This is a genomic window from Aliamphritea hakodatensis (genome assembly GCF_024347195.1).
GTDB classification, from domain to species: domain Bacteria; phylum Pseudomonadota; class Gammaproteobacteria; order Pseudomonadales; family Balneatricaceae; genus Amphritea; species Amphritea hakodatensis.
Map to the genome: position 1 here is coordinate 2,013,847 of NZ_AP025281.1, position 18,436 is coordinate 2,032,282.

Below are 18,436 nucleotides of genomic sequence, written 5' to 3' on the forward strand. Positions count from 1 at the left end.
TGTTCTCTGTGGGATATTTAATGCCTGTCTTTCAGTTTACTGGCAGCCGGACTGTTTCCTGATTCTCCGGGACAGTCATATGACTATGGGCGGTAGGTATGGCAGTAGTGTGGCGGCTTATACGGATAATGCTTTGTTGCGGGATGCTCAGTCAGCAACCGGCGCAGGCACATGTTACCACCGGGGCAGAAGCTGATTCTGATGTGCGACACTCAGTGGCAGCGGAGTCAGCTGAGCCTGGTCAGAATGATGCCCCGCCATCTGTTCTTCCGTCGCCGTCCTGGCATATTCACTGGGATGCGCTGAGCGGTTATCTGTTTATCATAGCGGGCCTGACCGGCTGCGTTTTCCTTGCTGTTTTACTCTGGAATACCCGCCTCAGAAGGGAGGTTAGCCGGCGCCGTCAGATTGAAGCTGCCCTGCGCGAGAGTGAGCAGAACCTGCTGCATTCCCAGCAGATAGCGGCAATCGGTTCATGGCAGTTATCGGTGACTGACCGGGTGATGACCTGCAGTGATGAAATGCACCGCATACTGGGGGTTGAGCCAGCGGGTACCGGTGATTGTTACAAACAGTTTCTGAATACCATTCACGGCGATGACCGTCTGCGGGTCGAAAACTACTTTTACACAACGTTACGTTATCAGAATGCGCTTGACTGTCAGTTCCGGGTAGCTGGTGCGGATGGGGCGGTACGCTATGTGAAATGTCAGGGTAAAGTCACTGCGGAAACGGTACACGGTACGCTGCAGGATATTACCGACCGGCATTTGTCGGATTTGTTTTTCCAGGGATTTGCCCGTCAGGTGACCGGGCAGCACGGTAATGACTATTTTAATGCGCTGGCCGGCTTGCTGGCAGAAACATTTAATGTGGCGTATGTGCTGATTGGCGTCATCAGTAAAACGGAGCCGGGGCGGGTAGACAGTTTATGCCTCATTGCTAAGGGGAAAATTGTTAAGGACTTTTATTATTATATGGCGGATACCCCCTGTCAGAAGGTAATTGAAAACCATGTCTGTTTTTATGCCCGGGATCTGCTGCTGCATTTTCCTGATGTGGAGGTTTTGCAGCAGATGGATGTGGAAAGCTACGCCGGCATTCCGATGTTCAGCTCGGAAGGTAAATGCAGTGGTCTGATTGTGATGCTGGATCAGAAACCTATGCTCAATGAGCAGGCTGTGCTTTCGTTGTTGCAGGTAGCAGCCAGCCGGGCCAGTTCTGAATTGCAGGAGCTGGAAGCAGAGCGGCAGCTGAGGCTCACGTCTCTGGTGTTTGAAAATACTCAGGAAGGCATCATCATTGCGGATGCCAGCGGCTGTATTATCCGGGTGAACCGGGCATTTACTCAAATGTCCGGTTTTTCAGAAACGGATGTGCTGGACAAGCGGCCGGAGTTTCTCTACAGCCGTGCCCATCATGATCATCATTTTGTGTTTCATTTACGTCAGGTGCTAAATAAGCAGGGGCGCTGGCAGGGGGAGTTATGGAATCAGCGTAAAGACGGTTCTGTCTTTCCGGCGTTACAGAGCATTGAGCGGATCTGCGACAGCAGTGGCAAAGTGCAGCATTACATCAGTGTGTTTACAGATATCACGGAAAAGAAGGCGGATGAAGAGCGAATTCAGTATCTGGCCCATTTTGATGCGGTGACCGGGTTGCCGAACCGGGTGTTGTTTAATGACCGTTTGCAACAATCGATTCAGCGCGCCAGACGTTTTAAGCGCCAGATAGGGCTGATGTTTCTGGACCTTGACCGTTTTAAATATATAAACGATACCCTGGGGCACCCGGTCGGGGATTTGCTGCTGGAGTTGGTAGCGAAACGTCTGCAGGACAGCATTCGCCAGTCTGACACTGTTGCGCGGCTGGGCGGGGATGAGTTTGTTGTGATTGTGGAGGATCTGGACGAACAGGATACCCTGGGTATTCTTGCCGGGAAAATCATGCAGTCACTGGCTTTGCCGGTTCAGCTGGAGTCTCACCGGGTAAATGTGCATTGCAGTATCGGTATGAGTGTTTTTCCTGAGCACGGCAGTGACGCGGATCAGTTAGTTAAGCATGCCGATATCGCGATGTACCATGCCAAAGAATCTGGCCGTAATCAGGCGGTGCTGTACTTGCCGGAGCTGAGTGTCCGGACCTATGCCAATTATTCGCTGGAACGCAGCCTTCGTCATGCCATTGATACCGCCCAGTTACGGCTGCATTACCAGCCTCAGGTACGGCTATCCAGTGGCCGGCTGGACAGTATAGAAGCACTGGTTCGCTGGCAAAAAGAAGATGGTCAGTTGGTGGAGCCGGATCAGTTCATACCGCTGGCAGAGGACAGCGGGCTGATCATTCCGCTGGGTAAGTGGGTTTTGCAACAGGCCTGCAGGCAAATGCGATGCTGGCTGGATCAGGGATTGACAATGCGTGTGGCGGTGAATATTTCCGGCTTACAGATCATCAACGGTAACTGGCTCGGGACGGTTAAGGAGGTACTCGAAGAAACCGGTTTGCCGGCTCACCATCTGGAGCTGGAAATTACCGAAAGCTATGTGATTCAGCATCTTGATCAGGTCGCGGAAGTTTTGGAAAAGCTGCGTGACATGGGGATTCGCATCAGTATAGATGATTTCGGTACGGGGTATTCTTCGCTGAGTTACCTTAAGCGCCTGCCGGTGGATGCTCTGAAAGTTGACCGCTCTTTTATCCGTGATGTGCCGAAGAACCCCAGTGATGGCAAGATTATTTCGGCGATCATTGCGATGGCGGCGCAGCTGGGGATTGAGGTGGTGGCTGAAGGGGTTGAGAATGCTGCGCAGCTCAGTTTTCTGTCGCAGCGGGACTGTGATCTGGTGCAGGGGTATCTGATTGCATCACCCCAGTCTGCCAGTGAACTGGATGAATGGATTGTACGTCATTACCGGCAGGCACCTGAGTCTGCGGGTAAGCTGCTGGCGAAATAGTTTCAGTCATTGTTTATAAGGCAGATTTAAAAGGCAAAAAAAAGCCCTGTATATACAGGGCTTTTTTAATCTTTATCTTACTCGCCGCGGTCGTCACGACGGCGCGGGCGGCTCTTGTCGTTGTGACGTGGCTTGCTTGAACGTGGTTTGCGTGGCGCACGTGCCGGCAGCTCACCTTCGAACAGTGTGATATTGGTTTTCTTGCGGCAGATGTAAACATTCTGCAGATGCGACAGTGTTTCGGCCGGCATGCCTTTCGGCAGCTGAACGGTACTGAAGTCATCGTTCAGGCGGATATCACCGATATGGCGGCTGTTAATATCAGCTTCATTGGCGATTGCGCCAACGATGTTTTTCACCTGTACACCGTCATTACGGCCTACATCCAGACGGTAAACATCCATATCTGCGCTTGGCATGCGCTCACGGCGCTTTCCGTCACGCTCAGGACGTTCACCGCGTTCACCGCGTTCACTACGCTCACGACGAGCACGTGGTTCCGGTTCCGGTGGCAGGATCAGCGGCTTTTCTTTTTGTGCCATGTACAGCAGGGCAGAGGCCAGATCCAGGGTTTCCAGTTCGGTATCAGATGCCAGCTGGTCAACCAGTTCACGGTAAACGGCCATGTCTTCATTGCTGAAGATGTTGGCAATCTGTTCACGGAATGATTCCAGACGCTTGTTCTGAACCATGTCGCGGGATGGCAGGTCCATTGTCTGAATTGGCTGGCGGGTAGCCCGTTCGATCTGCTTCAGCAGGCGACGCTCGCGCGGTGCAACGAACAGGATCGCTTTACCTTCGCGGCCGGCACGGCCAGTACGGCCAATACGGTGTACATAGGCTTCGGTGTCGTAAGGGATGTCATAGTTAACAACCAGGCCAACACGCTCAACGTCCAGACCACGGGCAGCAACATCAGTGGCGACCAGAATGTCCAGTTTGGCGTCTTTCAGACGCTGTACGGTACGTTCACGTAACTGCTGGTTCATGTCACCGTTCAGGGCTGCAGCCGCGTAACCGCGGGCTTCCAGTTTCTCTGCCAGTTCGGTGGTGGCCGTCTTGGTACGGGCGAAAATGATCACGCCGCCGTACTCATCGGTTTCCAGAATCCGGGCCAGTGCGTCCAGCTTGTTCACCCCGGAAACAATCCAGCATTTCTGCTCGATATTTTCCATGGTGGTAGTTTTTGAGGCGATCTTCACTTCCTGAGGATCGTTCATATAGCGCTTGGTAATGCGGCGGATCTGTTCCGGCATTGTTGCTGAGAACAGTGCGGTCTGGCGACTTGCCGGTGTTTTTGCCATGATGGTTTCAACATCGTCAATGAAGCCCATGCGCAGCATTTCGTCGGCTTCATCCAGTACCATGGCTTTCAGGGTATCCAGTTTCAGGGTGCCACGGTCAAGGTGATCCATGATACGGCCCGGGGTACCAACCACAACGTGTGGGCCACGGCGCAGCTGCTTCAGCTGGATGTTATAGTTCTGGCCACCGTAAATTGGCAGTACGTGGAAGCCGGGAATATGGCGCGCATATGCCTGGAATGCTTCTGCAACCTGTACAGCCAGTTCACGGGTCGGTGCCAGCACCAGTACCTGAGGCTTGCTGACTGATAAGTCGATACGGCTAAGCAGTGGCAGTGCAAAAGCAGCGGTTTTACCTGTCCCCGTTTGCGCCATACCCAGTACGTCCTTGCCGGACTGTAAGAGAGGGATACAGCTGGCTTGAATCGGCGACGGCGTTTCGTAACCGAGTTCGGTAATAGATTTAAGGACGGCAGCAGGTAGATCAAGATCGCTAAAGGCGACTGGGGTATCGGACATATCAGGTAACACCGGGGGAGTTTTCGAAAGAGGCAGTATTATACGCATGAAAGTAAATAAAAGCCCGTACTATTTATGATAAATATAGGTTTTCCGGATCTGTGGGGGGGATTTTAACGATGTGGTGTTGTCGTGATTGTCTGCCACTCAGTATGATGCGGATTTAAAGTGCGGCAGAGCGAGCAGAAGAATGGCTGTAAATGAAATGCATCAGCGTATCTGGCAGGTGCTGGGACAGATTCCGTCGGGTAAGGTGGTTACCTATGGTCAGGTGGCTGAGCTGGCCGGGCTGGCCGGGAAATCCAGAATGGTCGGGCGCTGTCTGGGGCAGTTGCCGGAAGGCTCCAGGCTGCCCTGGCACCGGGTGATCAATGCTCAGGGGAAAATTTCTCTGCCGGTGGGCAGCGAGGGCTACGACCGCCAGGTGGGCCGTTTGCAGGAAGAGGGCGTGGTGGTGCTGAATGGGCGGGTAAAGCTGTCTGAATACCGCTGGCAACCCTGATACAGTCCGGGACTGCCTGCGATGACCGCTCAGCCGGCGGGGTTCAGTTGCTGCCAGACGCTGAGAATATCGGCTTTGTCTGCATCTTCCAGATGATCAACTTTAAAGGCGTCTTCAAGGCTTTGCTCAACACCGTTTATAAATTCTTCAGAAGTGCTGCCTTGTGCGCTGCTGATCAGGCTGATGTGGCCCAGCAGATAGCTGTAGGTAAACAGTTGTTCGCCGCTGGCATTGGCTTCCATGTTCAGCAGTTGCTGGTACAGGGTTTCGGCGTAGGTATGGTAGTCGGTCATAGTCTTAGCGGATGTCGTTTAGGGTAAATATACTGGCAGGCCGTATTACTTCAGTTCTTTAAGTACCAGAGAGTAACGTTTGCCGTCCTTTTCGCTTTGCAGCAACTTAACTAACTGGTAGTTAAGTTCCGGGGCGAACCAGATCCAGGTTTGCCGTTTGCTGTTTGTGCCGCGGTCACGACGCAGTTTTACAGCGTTGAACGTGCCCAGTTCAGTGGTGACCTCTTCTTCGCCTTCCCGTATAAAGCGATAGGTTTTCAGTTTGCCGTCGTCGGCTATCTTATATTCCAGCGTTTCATGGCCGCTGATCAGGTCAAGGCGTAACTGCAGCTGGTAACTCAGCTTATCCAGCGCTCCGGCCGGAATGTCCAGCTGCCAGGGGTCATCAGTGATCTGACTGCTGGCCTGATGGTTTTGCCAGTCAAAGCTCAGTGCTTCACGGGTCTTTTTGCCCAGTACTTTGCGCTGGTAGCTGTAGCTGCGGGGTTCAACACCTTCCGGGGTGAAGCGAAGCTTGCTGCTTTCGCTCAGGCTGGCGACCATGGCGCTGGCATTCAGGCTCAGTTGCCAGCCGCTTTCCATCTGTTGCAGTTGCCGGACAGCTTCTCCGCTGAGTGAAAAGCCGAGATCCCATTCAGAGGCGTAGACGGCCTTGTAGGGCTCAACCGGTATACCGGCGCTCTGCACCGCTGAAGCGGGCAGTAGCAGCAGGCAAAGGGCGGCGGTTTGCCGGATGGTATGGCGAATGCTCAGAGGCATATTTACTCCGTGAACTGATAACCCTGACTGTCCAGCCTGGAGCCGTCGAGCTGAACCTGTCCTGAAACAAGTTGCAGGCGGTCATTACAGAACCATTCAACGGCCAGAGGGTAAATATTATGTTCCTGAGTGTGGACCCGCTGTTGCAGGCTGTCGGCAGTGTCGTCTGGCAGAATATCTACGGTAGCCTGAACGGCCAGTGGTCCGCCATCCAGCTCTTCTGTGACAAAGTGCACAGTACAGCCGTGGCGGGCTTCACCGTCATCAATGGCGCGCTGATGGGTATTCAGGCCTTTGTACTTGGGCAGCAAAGACGGGTGAATATTCAGCATCCGGTCGGAATAGCGGTTGACGAATTCCGGCGTAAAGATACGCATGAAGCCAGCCAGAATAACCAGATCAGGTGCGTGGCTGTCGATTTCGGCAATCAGTGCCTGATCAAAGCTGTCGCGGTCACTGTAGTCAGTATGGCGGATGACACAACCGGGAATACTTGCCTGCCGGGCCCGTTCGAGACCGTAGGCGTCAGCCTTATTGCTGATGACCATCTCGATTTTGCCGTTAATGCGGTCGGCATTAACGGCATCAATGATGGCTTGCAGATTTGAACCGCTGCCCGAGATCAGGACAACGATTCGCTTTTGTGCAGCCGGTGCAGGGCTCGTCATTGATTACGCTTCCACACCCAGCAGTTCAACCTGCTCTTCTTCAGCGTTAGCGGCGGCAATGTGACCGATTACCCATGGGCTTTCACCGGCATCCTGCAGAACTTGCAGTGCGGCGTCGGCCTGGTCGGCCGGTACCACCACAACCATGCCCACACCGCAGTTCAGGGTGCGGTACATTTCACGGTTTTCAACGTTGCCCAGTTGCTGAATCCAGCGGAAGACTTCAGGCATGTTCCATGACTGAGTGTCGATAACCGCTTTGGCGCTTTCCGGCAGAACCCGCGGAATGTTTTCCAGCAGGCCGCCACCGGTAATGTGAGACAGGGCGTTGACCTGGCTCTTTTTGATCAGTTCCAGTAATGGCTTCACATAAATACGGGTAGGTTCCAACAGGGCTTCGGTCAGCGGCTTGCCGTCCACTTCGCCAGTCAGGTCAGCACCGCGGACTTCGATGATCTTACGGATCAGCGAATAACCGTTTGAGTGCGGGCCGGAAGATGGCAGGCCGATAATGGCATCGCCGATGCTTACCTTTGAACCGTCGATGATTTCAGACTTTTCAACCACACCGGTGCAGAAACCGGCCAGATCGTAATCTTCGCCTTCATACATACCTGGCATTTCAGCGGTTTCGCCGCCAACCAGTGCAGCGCCGGCCAGTTCGCAGCCTTTGCCGATGCCGGCAACGACGTCAGCTGCTATGTCTATGTTCAGCTTACCGGTGGCATAGTAGTCCAGGAAGAACAGGGGCTCAGCACCGGCAACAACCAGGTCGTTAACACACATGGCTACCAGATCGATACCGATGGTGTCATGCTTGTTCAGATCCATCGCCAGACGCAGTTTGGTGCCAACACCGTCGGTGCCGGAAACCAGTACTGGCTGCTTGTAGCCAGCCGGGATTTCACACAGGGCTCCGAAGCCGCCCAGGCCACCCATTACTTCAGGTCGGGCTGTGCGTTTTGCAACGCCCTTAATGCGGTCAACCAGGGCGTTACCTGCGTCGATATCAACGCCGGCATCTTTGTAGCTGATAGAGGTATTGTCAGTGGTAGACATAGTGTGTGAAAACCCATTCTAGGAGGTTACTGAAAAAATGTGGCGGTATTCTATCAGGTTGCTTTAAGGGGAGCTATGTGTGGTAGAGTTTGAGGCCTATTTTTTTGGTACTTATTTTTAATCATTATCTGCCGGGCGCGGGCGTCAGGTTAAGGATGAATTTTGTTCATGAAAGGTTTTTTTAGCAGTGCCGTGCTGACTTTATTGCTGTTGGTGACCGGCTTCGCACAGGCGGCGGTGGTCGGTAATCTTTACCGTTCCGAGTTGCTGGTGCCTGAGCAACTGGCCCAGCCGACAGATGCCCAACTGAGTGAAGCGCTGCAGGGGGTGCTGGTTAAAGTTTCCGGGCGCAGCCAGGTGGCCGGAAATGCACGGGTCAGTGAAGCCCTTCAGGCACCGGCGGCCTATTTACAGGGGTTCTCTTATGAGTCGACTCAGATTCCGGTGGCAGCAGGTGATGGCCGGGAAGTGCTGGGGCTGCGGTTAACGCTGGCATTTGATGAGCAGGCGGTCAGCCGGTTGCTGAATGAAGCCGGCTTGTCCGCAGCCGGTTCCGGCCGTCCGGGAGTGCTGGTATGGCTGGTGGCAGAAGGCCCGGAGCGTCCCCGGGACTTTGTTGCAGCAGAAAGTGAAATAGTGACGGAGCTGCAGGGGCTGGCACAGTTACGGGCCCTCCCTGTATTGCTGCCGTTACTGGACCTGGATGATCAGCAGGCGGTGACACCAGGTGATATCTGGGGGGCGTTTCAGGAGCCGGTGAGCCGGGCTTCCTCCCGTTACCGTGCCGATGCGGTTCTGGTAGGACGGCTGCAGCGCCAGGCCAGTGGTGCCTGGCAAACCCGCTGGCAATTGACGTATCAGGGGCGGAACCAGAATTTTGCGCCGACAGGCAATCTGGGTGAGCAACTCAAGACAGTGGTGGATTCTGTTGCCGATCAGCTATTGGGCGCAACGGCTGTGGTTGAGAACACCTACGTTGAAGAGGGTATCGTGCTGGAAATCAGCAAACTCGATTCGATTGATGATTACCTGCAGTTACTGACATATATGCGTGAACTGCAACCTGTTGAAAAGGTTTTACCTGCGCAGCTGGAAAACGACCGGGTAACCCTGAGGGTAAAAGTGCAGGGCGGCGTGCCGGCGCTGGTGGAAGCTATCCGGCTGAATCCGCGTATCCAGTCTGATTCTGTTCTGCCTTCCACACAGGCGGCAGGGCCGCTGTATTATCGCTGGCAGTAACCGACTGTTGATAAAGGAATGACAATAAAATGCAACTGACTGATTCACAGCGCTGGATGTTTATCTGCGTGCTGGCGGTGGCTGGCGGGCTGGTGTATCTGCTCCAGCCGATTCTTTCACCTTTTATGGTAGCAGCGCTGTTGGCGTATATGTTCGATCCGCTGGCTGACCGGCTGGAAGATAAAGGTATGTCCCGCACCGGTGCGGTCATAATTGTATTCGGTCTTATCAGTGCGCTGGTGATGGTCCTGCTGTTATTACTGTTGCCGAAGCTGGGGCATCAGATTCAGGTCATGGTGAAGACCATTCCGGCGGTAATTACCTTAGTTGAGACAAAAGTCGTTCCCTGGATGGAAGTGAACCTGGGGATTTCGCTGGCCAGTTTCGACTGGCAGAGTGTCCGTCAGATTCTGAGCGGCAACTGGCAACAGACCGGTAATGTGCTGAAAGATGTGATGAACAGTATCGGACAGTCCGGTATGGCGGTTGCTGCCTGGCTGGCGAATCTTGTGCTGATTCCGGTGGTGATGTTCTATCTGTTGCGTGACTGGGACGTCATGATAGATAAAATCAGCCACCTGCTACCCCGTAATGTTGAGCCCAAAGTCAGCCTGTGGGCCAGTGAGTGTGATGAGGTACTCGGGGCTTTTGTTAAGGGGCAGTTGCTGGTAATGACTGCGCTGGGCGCAATTTATGCAATTGGTCTTTGGCTGGTGGGGCTTGATCTGGCGCTGCTGGTGGGAATGATTGCCGGGCTGGCCAGTATTGTGCCGTATATGGGGTTTATTATCGGTATCGTGGCGGCGATTATTGCAGCGATGCTGCAGTTCAATGACCCTACAATACTGGCCTGGGTCGGGCTGGTATTTATAATTGGCCAGATGCTCGAAGGTATGGTGCTGACACCGTTACTGGTCGGGGACCGGATCGGTCTGCACCCGGTGGCGGTTATTTTTGCCATTATGGCCGGTGGTCAGTTATTCGGTTTTGTCGGTATTCTGATAGCGCTGCCGGTGGCGGCAGTGATTATGGTTCTGTTGCGGCATCTGCATGACGGATATCAGCGCAGCAGTCTCTATGGTGAGGCTAAAACGGCTGAAGATCCTCCCGGAAGTGCAGCCAGTGTCACCGATAGTCGCAAGGATCTTGCCGGGGATTGAACTGGCACCTTTTTTTGCGTTTCGAGGCGTAGTAAGATACGCGAAATTTTTTGACAGGCCGGTCCGGAATTTAGTGATTGCTGGATAGTATTTCACCGGCAGGCCTGTCAGGTCCGATCTGATATAACTGGATTTGCCAGCTCCGATTGTTGAATGCATGAATAACCCTGTACCTATTCAATTACCCTTAGGCATTGCATTACGTGATGATGCCAGGTTCGATACCTATCTGAGCCGGGGTAATGAGCTTGTCTGTAACTGCCTGGCACAGGTGGCGATCGGGGAAGGTGACATCTTCCTGTACCTCTGGGGAACGCCCGGCGTCGGCTGTTCGCACCTGTTGCAGGGGGCCTGCCACGCCAGTGATCCTGCCGGCCGTACTGCGGTGTATCTGCCACTGGATGAGCTGACAGACCTGGGGCCGGGCGTGCTGGACGGTATGGAGCATCTGGATCTGGTGTGTCTGGATAACCTTCAGGCCATTGCTGGCAACCGGGAATGGGAAGAAGCGCTGTTTCATTTCTTTAACCGTATCCGCAGTGAAAACAACTTTCTGGTGGTTGCCGCCGACCGGCCGCCGCGCCAGCTGGGGATTCAGTTGCCTGATCTGGCTTCGCGGTTTACCTGGGGAATGGTCTTTCAGGTTCAGGGGCTGGATGATGACGGCAAAGTAATCGCACTGCAGGTGCGCGCACAGAGCCGTGGATTCGAGCTGTCTGAAGAAGTTGCCCGTTTCCTGATTCACCGTGCCAGCCGCAGTATGCAGGATTTATTTGACCTTCTGGACCAGTTGGATAATGCCTCTCTGAGTGCGCAGCGCAAAGTCACCATACCTTTCGTAAAACAGGTGCTTGGCTGGTAGTCGCTATACTGTGTGTTAGCAAACATACCAGGAGGGGCTGTGAAAATTATTCTTGAAAAGTTACCCCATGACGTTTCTGCTGATGACATCAGGGAATTTCTGAAAGGTTATGTGGACGTGCTGGATCTTGAGATTTACACCAGCGAACATCGGGATCATGCCAGCGCCTGGGTGACCATTGCTGCTACTCATGCAGAAGCGCACTGGGCTATTGGCCGTCTTAATGGCCGTTACTGGCGGGAACGCACAGTAGAAGTCTATATTTCTCTTTTTTCGGATAACCGCTGATCTGATGCCCGACATTCTGCCAAACGAAACCTGCCTGGCTGACATCCGTATCGTCGCCCAGACGGATGATTTTCTGTTAATTAATAAGCCTCCCGGAATCTCGGTCCACAAAGATGATCAGGATGCCGGGCTGGTTATGCTGTTGCAGACTCAATTGCAATTACCTGCATTGTATCTGGTGCACCGGCTTGACCGGATGACATCAGGGTTGTTATTGCTGGCTAAGCGTAAGGCGGTGGCCGCCGAGTTGGGGCGGCAGTTTGCTGAGCGGCGCATGGTAAAGTTTTATATGGCGCTCAGTCAGGCAAAGCCGAAAAAGAAGCAGGGGCTGATCAGTGGCGATATGCTGAAGGCCCGCCGGGGGAGCTGGAAGCTGGCGCCCACTGCTGAGAATCCTGCCAGAACGCAGTTTTTCAGCCATGGACTGGGGGACGGCCTGCGGATTTTTTTACTCCGGCCAGTCACAGGTAAAACCCATCAGCTACGGGTCGCGTTAAAAAGTATCGGTGCGCCGATTCTGGGAGATAGCCGTTACTCAGGTACAGCAGCTGAACGGGGCTTTTTGCATGCCTGGTATCTGGGGTTTGAACTGGACGGGAAACCTTACCGTTACAGCTGCCTGCCGGAAGAATCGCAGTGGCGGCAGGAAGGCTGGCCTGCCCAGTGGGCCGAGCCGGAATTATTAGCCTGGCCTGAAATAAAGAAATAGCACGTGAAAAGCAGTAAGGAACTCCCATGAGTGATGAACGGATTGAACGGGACTTTATGGCCCGGGATGAACAGGAACGGCAGGCGTTTCTGGAGCAAACCTGGTGTGATCAGTGTTTACAGGAAAACCTGGGAATGAATACCCCGCTAGAATATGAATTTAAAGGCATTGTATTCATTGAGGGTAAGTGCAACCGGTGTGGCGAAGTCGTGCTGACTGAGCTGACGGACGAAGAGTTTTAGCAGGGGAATTGACGGCGTGACAAATCAGACGGATCCGCGATTTGGCGGCATTGAGCGGTTGTATGGTGCGGCAGGGTTGCGGTTGTTTCAGCGGGTAAATATCTGTGTAATCGGAATTGGCGGCGTTGGTTCCTGGGTTGCTGAGGCGCTGGTCCGTTCCGGTGTCGCAAAGATCACGCTGATTGATCTGGATGATATTTGTATTACTAATGTTAACCGCCAGATCCATGCGCTCACCGATACGGTTGGAGAATCCAAAGTTGAAGTGATGGCGCAACGGCTTAAAGCGATCAATCCGGCCTGCGAAGTCACTGAAGTGGATGATTTTATTACCCGGGAGAACATTCCTGAACTGATCGGTGAACAGTTTGATTACGTGATCGATGCGATTGACAGCGTGAAAGAAAAAGCCGCCCTGATCGCACACTGTAAACGCCGTAAACTGGGGGTTATTACCGTGGGGGGGGCCGGCGGGCAGATGGACCCGACCCGGATTGATATCTGTGATCTGAGTAAGACCAATCATGATCCCCTGGCGGCTAAGGTGCGCAGCCTGTTGCGCCGGGAATATAATTTCAGTAAGAGTGGCCGCCGTTTTGCGGTTGACTGCGTGTATTCGACCGAGCAGCTTGTCTATCCGCAGCCGGACGGCTCCGTGTGTCAGATGAAGTCCGTCCAGGACGGTAACACCCGTCTGGATTGCAGTGGCGGCTTTGGCGCATCAACCTGTGTGACCGCCAGTTTTGCATTTGCGGCGGTGTCACGGGTATTACAAAAGCTGATTGAAAAAGCCCGCCGCGAAAACACTTTAGTGTAAGTTTCCCTTCCTTTTTTTGCCAATGACGTCCGTCCGGCAAGTTATGCCGGACGAATGGTGTTTGAATTTTATACAGTTATATGGTCTAAATACCCTTCACTTCAAGTTGTGATTTGTGAATGTTCAGGGCCCTTACTGTGTGTGATATCTTTCCGGATACTGAGTTTTACGCTGCGATGCTGAACCATAGCAGCGATGGCCTGTGTCTGATTGACCGCAAGGACGGGGCCATACGGATGGTGAACCAGCCCTTGTGCCGTTTGCTTGACCGTGTTCCTGGCAGTCTGAAGGGAAAGGCTTTCGGAGCTGTGTTCAGTTATGACTGGTCCGGTGAGCCGGATACCCGTCAGGTGCAGTATCTGGGAGCGGTTCAGCCGTTGTCTCTGGAAATCAGCATCCATCCTTTTGCCTGGCAGGGGGCGTGCTACGGCGTGGTCAGTGTGCGGGATATAACCGCTCAGCTGCACAGCCGTGAAGCGCTGATTGAAACCGGGTTGCAGCGTAACTTTGCCCTGAACGATATTCTTGACGGTTTGTGGGAAATTAACCTGCAAACCAGCGAAGTATATATATCGTCTGAATTTAAACGCATCATGAATTTTCCGGCAGAAAAGACTCATTTTGGCCTGGGGGAGTGGCAGCAGCAGATACATCTGGATGATTGCGTGGAAGTTGTGGATCTCATGAATGCCCATCTGCGGGGTGAAATTCCCCGTTTTGATGCGCAATACCGCCTGCAGACTTTCTCCGGTGATTACGTCTGGGTACGTGATCAGGGGCGGGTGTATGAGCGGGATGCGCAGCAACAGCCTCTGAGGATGGTGGGGATGGTGCAGGATATCAGCGCTGCCAAGGCTCAGGAGGTCCTGTTACGGCGGCAGGCCAGCTATGACTACCTGACAGATTTGCTCAACCGCCGGGCCGGTTATCTGCATTTTCGTAAGCAGCTCAGTTATGCGCAGCGCTATGGGCGGCAGTTCAGTGTCAGCCTGATCGATCTTGATCACTTTAAAACGATCAACGACAGCTATGGTCATCAGGTGGGTGATCAGGTACTCAAACATCTGGTGGCGGGTATTTCCGCGCAGCTGAGGCAATCGGATACGCTGATGCGCTGGGGCGGTGAAGAATTCCTGCTGCTTCTTCCCAATACGGATTCAGACGGTGCTTTTCAGTTAGTTGAACAGCTGCGCCGGCGTGTGGCGGAGCAGCCTATGCAATTATCTGAGGCTGAAGTTCATTACACATTCAGTGCCGGGATTGCCAGTTTTCCGCAACATGCTGCACAGATGGATATGCTGATTAAGGCGGCAGATGATGCTTTGTATGTCGCTAAATCTGCCGGCCGTAATCAGATCAGTGTCAGTAATGAGGTCACCGGGATGGCTCAGGGTGAACTGTCAGTCTGATATTGCTGACTGAGTCTGTGCGATCGCCTTCAGGCCCTTCAGGGTCGTTTCAATCAGTTCACTGTCGCTGGGTGATTCCTGATACACAAGATAGGTAGGGCGCTGGAATACCGGTGCTTCTTCAACCCTGTGCAGTCTGCCTTCCCGGATCAGTGGTTCAACTGAGCTGGCGATAAAATACCCTGACCCGCCGTGGTTAAGAATGTGCTGTAAGCCGACACTGCTCAGGCCGACGGTGAGTTTGGGTACCGGAACATCGGCGAATGCCAGGCTGTGCTGAGCCCGGAAGCTGTCACCCCAGTCGACGAATATATAACCGGGTACTCTGCCGGGAACCACTTCACGGGGCTCAGTGGAGACCAGAATCAGCGGTTCACTCATATAGGGCTCAATGGTCAGCTCCGGTCGCTGTTGCGGGTCATAAAGAATGGCGACATCCAGTAACCGGTCCCGCAGGCGCTCCATGAGAGTGGTGGAGTATTCCGCCAGTACATGCGTGGCAACATTCGGTGCTTCCTGTTCCATCCAGGCGAGCCAGGGCGGAGCAATCTGCTCCCAGTGATTGAGCTGTAAGCCAAGATTAACGATGGCCTTAAGGTCGTCGGGCAGGGCGATTTCCTGGCGTGCCCGGTCCCATGCCCGTACTGACGTCAGGGCATGGCGGCGGAAGTGATGGCCGGCAGCGGTCAGTTCTGCACCGTTACGCCGGCGCAGAAACAGTTCCCGGTTAAGGCGGTCTTCCAGGGCTTTAATTCTGGCACTGATGGTTGACTGGGTGACGCAGAGTTTGTCTGCAGCCAGCTGGAAACTGCCGGTAGCTGTCACCTCCAGAAAGGCGCGCATGTGCTCTATGTTCATAACACCTCTTAAGTAAGACTCGCCGGTGCCGTTACCGGTCCTGATTAGAATCGGGAAATTCGATATTAACATTAGATTATATTTGTTTGTTTTATGGAAGAGCTTGTTTGATATTTATGCAAACGGCGGCCGGTTGCCGCAACATAAACATCTGATGTGGAGTTAGAAGATCATGAACGGGCAAACAGTGATTCAGGCGGAAGGTATGCAGCTGGGAGACATTGTTGATCTGCAAAGGTATCCGATTGATCAGTTGGAACATCCTGAAATGCAGGCGTTACTGGCGCACTGCCGTGAAGCGTTGGATGATATCGGCTGTGTGGTGATCCGCAATTTTGTCAGGCCGGAATCCCTGCAGCGGATGACTGCAGAGGCAAAGCGCCTGCTGCCGGAAACATTCTGGTCGCAGGGGAGCCATAATCCTTATTTCACGCCGGATGATGAGAGCCTGCCAGCAGACCATCCGAAACGCTTTTTTGAGCGCCGTGAGAGCGGCTATATCAATTCAGATGTGCTGGAAGACAGCTCAGACCTGCGTGCCATTTATGAAGACCCGCAAATGCTGCGCTTTGTGGGCGAGTGCCTGAATATCTGGCCGTTATATTGCTGGGCGGATCCACTGGGACGTAACCCGTATTCGGTGATGGATTCCGGGCATTATTTCCCCTGGCATTTTGACGGTAATGAATTCACTGTGAGTATTCTGGTACAGGAGTCTGAAGCCGGCGGGTGTTTTGAATTCGCCCCGGATGTCCGCCATCCGGAAGATGAGTGTTTTGACGATGTCAGGGACGTGCTGGCAGGCAACAGTGACAGGGTGCATCAGTTACAGCTGCGCCCCGGTGATCTGCAGTTGTTCAAGGGGCGTTTTTCCATGCACCGGGTGACCCGTATCGAAGGGGATACCATGCGCATTATTGCGCTGCCGACCTATTCAACTGACCCGTTTACGGTTAACCGGCCTAAACATTCCGAGCATTTATATGGCCGTGCGATGCCGATTCATTATGAACGGGAAAATATGCGGGTGGATAATCTGACCGATTAGCCACTGTTGTTCAGAGTACAGTTGGCACAAATGGCCTGTTTTTCCGGTATTGTCAGGGAAGTCAGGCCGTTGCAATTTCCCGGATGCGGGCGATGATCGCCAGCAAGCCGTTCCCCCGGGAAGGGCTGAGATGCTTCATCAGTTGCAGGCGTTTCAGATAGCCTTCAATATCAAACAGCAGAATGTCCTCAGCGGTTTTGCCGTTTACCGCTGCCAGCAACAGTGCGATCAGCCCGCGGATAACCCTTGCATCCGCATCGGCGCTGAACCAGTAGCGCCCGTCATTATCTTTCTGATAATCAAGCCAGGCAGAGCTTTCGCAGCCTTTTACCAGATGTTCGCTGACTTTTGCTTCGCTGGTCATGTGAGGCAACTGTTTGCCGAGTAACATGATTTCCCGGTAACGGTCGTTCCAGCTGGTCAGGGGTTCAAGCCTGCTGAGTATGGTGTCTGAATCAATGTCTTTACCGAACGGGTTATCGGTAAAGGCTTTGTCGCTGCTGACGGTTTCGGCGACCGGAAAGAAGCCGCTGGCGGTCAGCTGATGGAGCACTTCAGCAAAACGCTCCACGTCTTCAGTGGTGTTATAGGCTGCAAATGAAGCACGGATGGTGCCCGGCAGGCCCAGTTTGCTCATCAGTGGCATGGCGCAATGATGGCCGGTACGTACCGCGATCCCGTGCTGATCAAGAATAAGGCCTACATCCTGCTGGTGGTGACTGGTCAGCTGGAATGACAGAATGGCGGCGTTGGCGGTAGGCGTGCCAATCCGGGTAAAGCCTTTTACCTGATCACAGCATTTTATTGCGTGCTGTAGCAGTGCCTGTTCATGGCCGGCAACGGCACGGCGGTCCAGGCTGTTCAGCCAGTCAATCGTCGCCATCAGGCCAACCGCACCGGCAATGTTGGGTGTGCCGGCTTCAAATTTAAAAGGCAGGTCATTGTATTCGGTGTGTTCGAAGCTGACGCTGCGGATCATTTCACCGCCACCCTGCCAGGGGGGCAGTGCTTCAAGCAGTGCCTGGCGGCCGTACAGCACCCCGGTGCCGGTCGGGCCGTACATCTTATGGCCGGAAAAAACGTAAAAGTCGCAACCCAGGCGCTGTACATCAACCTTCATATGGGCCACGGCCTGAGCGCCGTCGACAACCACTGTTGCACCGGCTGCCTTGGCCTGACGGACCATAGCGGCCAGCGGGTTTACCGTGCCCAGTGCGTTGGATACATGGGTCAGTGAGACAATTCTGGTCTGGTGGTTAAGCAGGTGGCCAAATGCCTGTTGATCAAGGTCGCCGTTTGGCAGAACCGGCACGACCCTGATGACTGCACCGGTGCGTTGCGCCAGCATTTGCCAGGGGACGATATTGGCATGGTGTTCCAGCTCGGTGAGCAGGATTTCATCGTTTTTCTGTAGCTGGCCTGTCAGGCACTGGGCGATCAGATTCAGGCTTTCGGTGGTGCCCCGGGTCCAGATTATCTCTTTGTCACTGGCGGCGTTGATAAATTGTCGGACGCTTTGTCTGGCCGCTTCAAACTGTACCGTTGCCCGTTCGCTTAAATGATGAGCGCCACGGTGAACATTGGCATTGTTCGCGCTGTAATAGTTGCTGATTGCCTGAATCACGCTTGCCGGCTTCTGGGTGGTGGCGGCATTATCCAGATAGACCAGTGGCTGATCATGAATCTGCTGAGCCAGCAGTGGAAATTGCTGGCGGATGTCGGCAACTGAAAAACTCAACTTACAAC

General features: G+C 53.7%; 18 protein-coding genes. 11 read left to right on the plus strand and 7 right to left on the minus strand.

Annotated elements, in window-relative coordinates; genetic code table 11:
* The first annotated feature begins 203 nt into the window (after positions 1–203).
* The gene (locus PCI15_RS09180) at positions 204–2,954 is read left to right on the plus strand and encodes a bifunctional diguanylate cyclase/phosphodiesterase (RefSeq protein ID WP_271274027.1); all 2,751 of its coding nucleotides are present in this window, start codon (positions 204–206) and stop codon (positions 2,952–2,954) included.
* 77 nt (positions 2,955–3,031) lie between these two features.
* Here the strand turns inward: PCI15_RS09180 and PCI15_RS09185 are convergent, their stop codons facing one another.
* Positions 3,032–4,777, minus strand: a complete 1,746-nt coding sequence (locus tag PCI15_RS09185; RefSeq protein WP_271274028.1) for a DEAD/DEAH box helicase — start codon at positions 4,775–4,777, stop codon at positions 3,032–3,034.
* 190 nt (positions 4,778–4,967) lie between these two features.
* Between PCI15_RS09185 and PCI15_RS09190 the strand changes: the two genes are divergently transcribed.
* Complete coding sequence (locus tag PCI15_RS09190) at positions 4,968–5,279, plus strand: MGMT family protein (protein ID WP_271274029.1); 312 nt, start codon at positions 4,968–4,970, stop codon at positions 5,277–5,279.
* A 29-nt stretch (positions 5,280–5,308) separates the two neighbouring features.
* On the opposite strand, the gene PCI15_RS09195 is transcribed toward PCI15_RS09190, so the two are convergent.
* Genes PCI15_RS09195 through purM form a run of 4 tightly spaced genes read right to left on the minus strand, consistent with a single transcriptional unit; the run spans position 5,309 to position 8,058 of the window.
* Entirely contained in the window at positions 5,309–5,572 is a 264-nt protein-coding gene (locus tag PCI15_RS09195; protein WP_271274030.1) for a YfcL family protein, read from the minus strand.
* Positions 5,573–5,617: 45 nt separating this feature from the next.
* Positions 5,618–6,331 (minus strand): DUF3108 domain-containing protein, encoded by a 714-nt coding sequence (locus PCI15_RS09200; RefSeq protein WP_271274031.1) that lies wholly within the window; start codon positions 6,329–6,331, stop codon positions 5,618–5,620.
* A 2-nt stretch (positions 6,332–6,333) separates the two neighbouring features.
* Positions 6,334–6,999 carry a phosphoribosylglycinamide formyltransferase gene (gene purN, locus PCI15_RS09205; RefSeq protein ID WP_271274032.1) on the minus strand — a complete coding sequence of 222 codons (666 nt, stop codon included), beginning with the start codon at positions 6,997–6,999 and terminating at the stop codon, positions 6,334–6,336.
* 3 nt (positions 7,000–7,002) lie between these two features.
* On the minus strand, positions 7,003–8,058 hold the full coding sequence (gene purM / locus PCI15_RS09210) for a phosphoribosylformylglycinamidine cyclo-ligase (RefSeq protein WP_271274033.1): 1,056 nt from the start codon (positions 8,056–8,058) through the stop codon (positions 7,003–7,005).
* Positions 8,059–8,226: 168 nt separating this feature from the next.
* Here purM and PCI15_RS09215 point away from each other — a divergent pair, with 168 nt between their 5' ends.
* The 8 genes from PCI15_RS09215 (at position 8,227) to PCI15_RS09250 (ending at position 14,784) form a co-directional block, all read left to right on the plus strand.
* Complete coding sequence (locus tag PCI15_RS09215; protein ID WP_271274034.1) at positions 8,227–9,297, plus strand: DUF2066 domain-containing protein; 1,071 nt, start codon at positions 8,227–8,229, stop codon at positions 9,295–9,297.
* 29 nt (positions 9,298–9,326) lie between these two features.
* Entirely contained in the window at positions 9,327–10,457 is a 1,131-nt protein-coding gene (locus tag PCI15_RS09220) for an AI-2E family transporter (RefSeq protein WP_271274035.1), read from the plus strand.
* Positions 10,458–10,614: 157 nt separating this feature from the next.
* On the plus strand, positions 10,615–11,319 hold the full coding sequence (hda, locus tag PCI15_RS09225; RefSeq protein WP_271274036.1) for a DnaA regulatory inactivator Hda: 705 nt from the start codon (positions 10,615–10,617) through the stop codon (positions 11,317–11,319).
* A 39-nt stretch (positions 11,320–11,358) separates the two neighbouring features.
* Positions 11,359–11,607, plus strand: a complete 249-nt coding sequence (locus tag PCI15_RS09230; protein ID WP_271274037.1) for an RNA recognition motif domain-containing protein — start codon at positions 11,359–11,361, stop codon at positions 11,605–11,607.
* A gap of 4 nt (positions 11,608–11,611) precedes the next feature.
* Positions 11,612–12,316, plus strand: a complete 705-nt coding sequence (locus PCI15_RS09235) for a TIGR01621 family pseudouridine synthase (RefSeq protein ID WP_271274038.1) — start codon at positions 11,612–11,614, stop codon at positions 12,314–12,316.
* A gap of 26 nt (positions 12,317–12,342) precedes the next feature.
* Positions 12,343–12,558 carry a hypothetical protein gene (locus tag PCI15_RS09240; protein WP_271274039.1) on the plus strand — a complete coding sequence of 72 codons (216 nt, stop codon included), beginning with the start codon at positions 12,343–12,345 and terminating at the stop codon, positions 12,556–12,558.
* A gap of 16 nt (positions 12,559–12,574) precedes the next feature.
* A complete protein-coding gene (tcdA, locus tag PCI15_RS09245; protein WP_271274040.1) occupies positions 12,575–13,375 on the plus strand; it encodes a tRNA cyclic N6-threonylcarbamoyladenosine(37) synthase TcdA in 801 nt (266 codons plus the stop codon).
* A 137-nt stretch (positions 13,376–13,512) separates the two neighbouring features.
* Positions 13,513–14,784, plus strand: coding sequence for a sensor domain-containing diguanylate cyclase (locus tag PCI15_RS09250; protein WP_271274041.1), 1,272 nt, complete (start codon positions 13,513–13,515; stop codon positions 14,782–14,784).
* On the opposite strand, the gene PCI15_RS09255 is transcribed toward PCI15_RS09250, so the two are convergent.
* Entirely contained in the window at positions 14,776–15,642 is an 867-nt protein-coding gene (locus PCI15_RS09255; protein WP_271274042.1) for a LysR family transcriptional regulator, read from the minus strand. The two genes, PCI15_RS09250 and PCI15_RS09255, sit on opposite strands and share 9 nt — an antisense overlap.
* Before the next feature lie 172 nt (positions 15,643–15,814).
* Here PCI15_RS09255 and PCI15_RS09260 point away from each other — a divergent pair, with 172 nt between their 5' ends.
* A complete protein-coding gene (locus PCI15_RS09260) occupies positions 15,815–16,690 on the plus strand; it encodes a HalD/BesD family halogenase (protein WP_271274043.1) in 876 nt (291 codons plus the stop codon).
* Positions 16,691–16,751: 61 nt separating this feature from the next.
* Here the strand turns inward: PCI15_RS09260 and PCI15_RS09265 are convergent, their stop codons facing one another.
* Complete coding sequence (locus PCI15_RS09265; RefSeq protein WP_271274044.1) at positions 16,752–18,428, minus strand: SufS family cysteine desulfurase; 1,677 nt, start codon at positions 18,426–18,428, stop codon at positions 16,752–16,754.
* Positions 18,429–18,436: the final 8 nt, after the last annotated feature.

Excerpts from the sequence above, each read along its gene's own strand:
- PCI15_RS09185 (WP_271274028.1), bottom strand. The coding sequence starts at position 4,777 with ATGTCCGATACCCCAGTCGCCTTTAGCGATCTTGATCTACCTGCTGCC.
- PCI15_RS09190 (WP_271274029.1), top strand. The coding sequence starts at position 4,968 with ATGGCTGTAAATGAAATGCATCAGCGTATCTGGCAGGTGCTGGGACAG.
- PCI15_RS09195 (WP_271274030.1), bottom strand. The coding sequence starts at position 5,572 with ATGACCGACTACCATACCTACGCCGAAACCCTGTACCAGCAACTGCTG.
- PCI15_RS09200 (WP_271274031.1), bottom strand. The coding sequence starts at position 6,331 with ATGCCTCTGAGCATTCGCCATACCATCCGGCAAACCGCCGCCCTTTGC.
- purN (WP_271274032.1), bottom strand. The coding sequence starts at position 6,999 with ATGACGAGCCCTGCACCGGCTGCACAAAAGCGAATCGTTGTCCTGATC.
- purM (WP_271274033.1), bottom strand. The coding sequence starts at position 8,058 with ATGTCTACCACTGACAATACCTCTATCAGCTACAAAGATGCCGGCGTT.
- PCI15_RS09215 (WP_271274034.1), top strand. The coding sequence starts at position 8,227 with ATGAAAGGTTTTTTTAGCAGTGCCGTGCTGACTTTATTGCTGTTGGTG.
- PCI15_RS09220 (WP_271274035.1), top strand. The coding sequence starts at position 9,327 with ATGCAACTGACTGATTCACAGCGCTGGATGTTTATCTGCGTGCTGGCG.
- hda (WP_271274036.1), top strand. The coding sequence starts at position 10,615 with ATGAATAACCCTGTACCTATTCAATTACCCTTAGGCATTGCATTACGT.
- PCI15_RS09235 (WP_271274038.1), top strand. The coding sequence starts at position 11,612 with ATGCCCGACATTCTGCCAAACGAAACCTGCCTGGCTGACATCCGTATC.
- PCI15_RS09240 (WP_271274039.1), top strand. The coding sequence starts at position 12,343 with ATGAGTGATGAACGGATTGAACGGGACTTTATGGCCCGGGATGAACAG.
- PCI15_RS09255 (WP_271274042.1), bottom strand. The coding sequence starts at position 15,642 with ATGAACATAGAGCACATGCGCGCCTTTCTGGAGGTGACAGCTACCGGC.
- PCI15_RS09260 (WP_271274043.1), top strand. The coding sequence starts at position 15,815 with ATGAACGGGCAAACAGTGATTCAGGCGGAAGGTATGCAGCTGGGAGAC.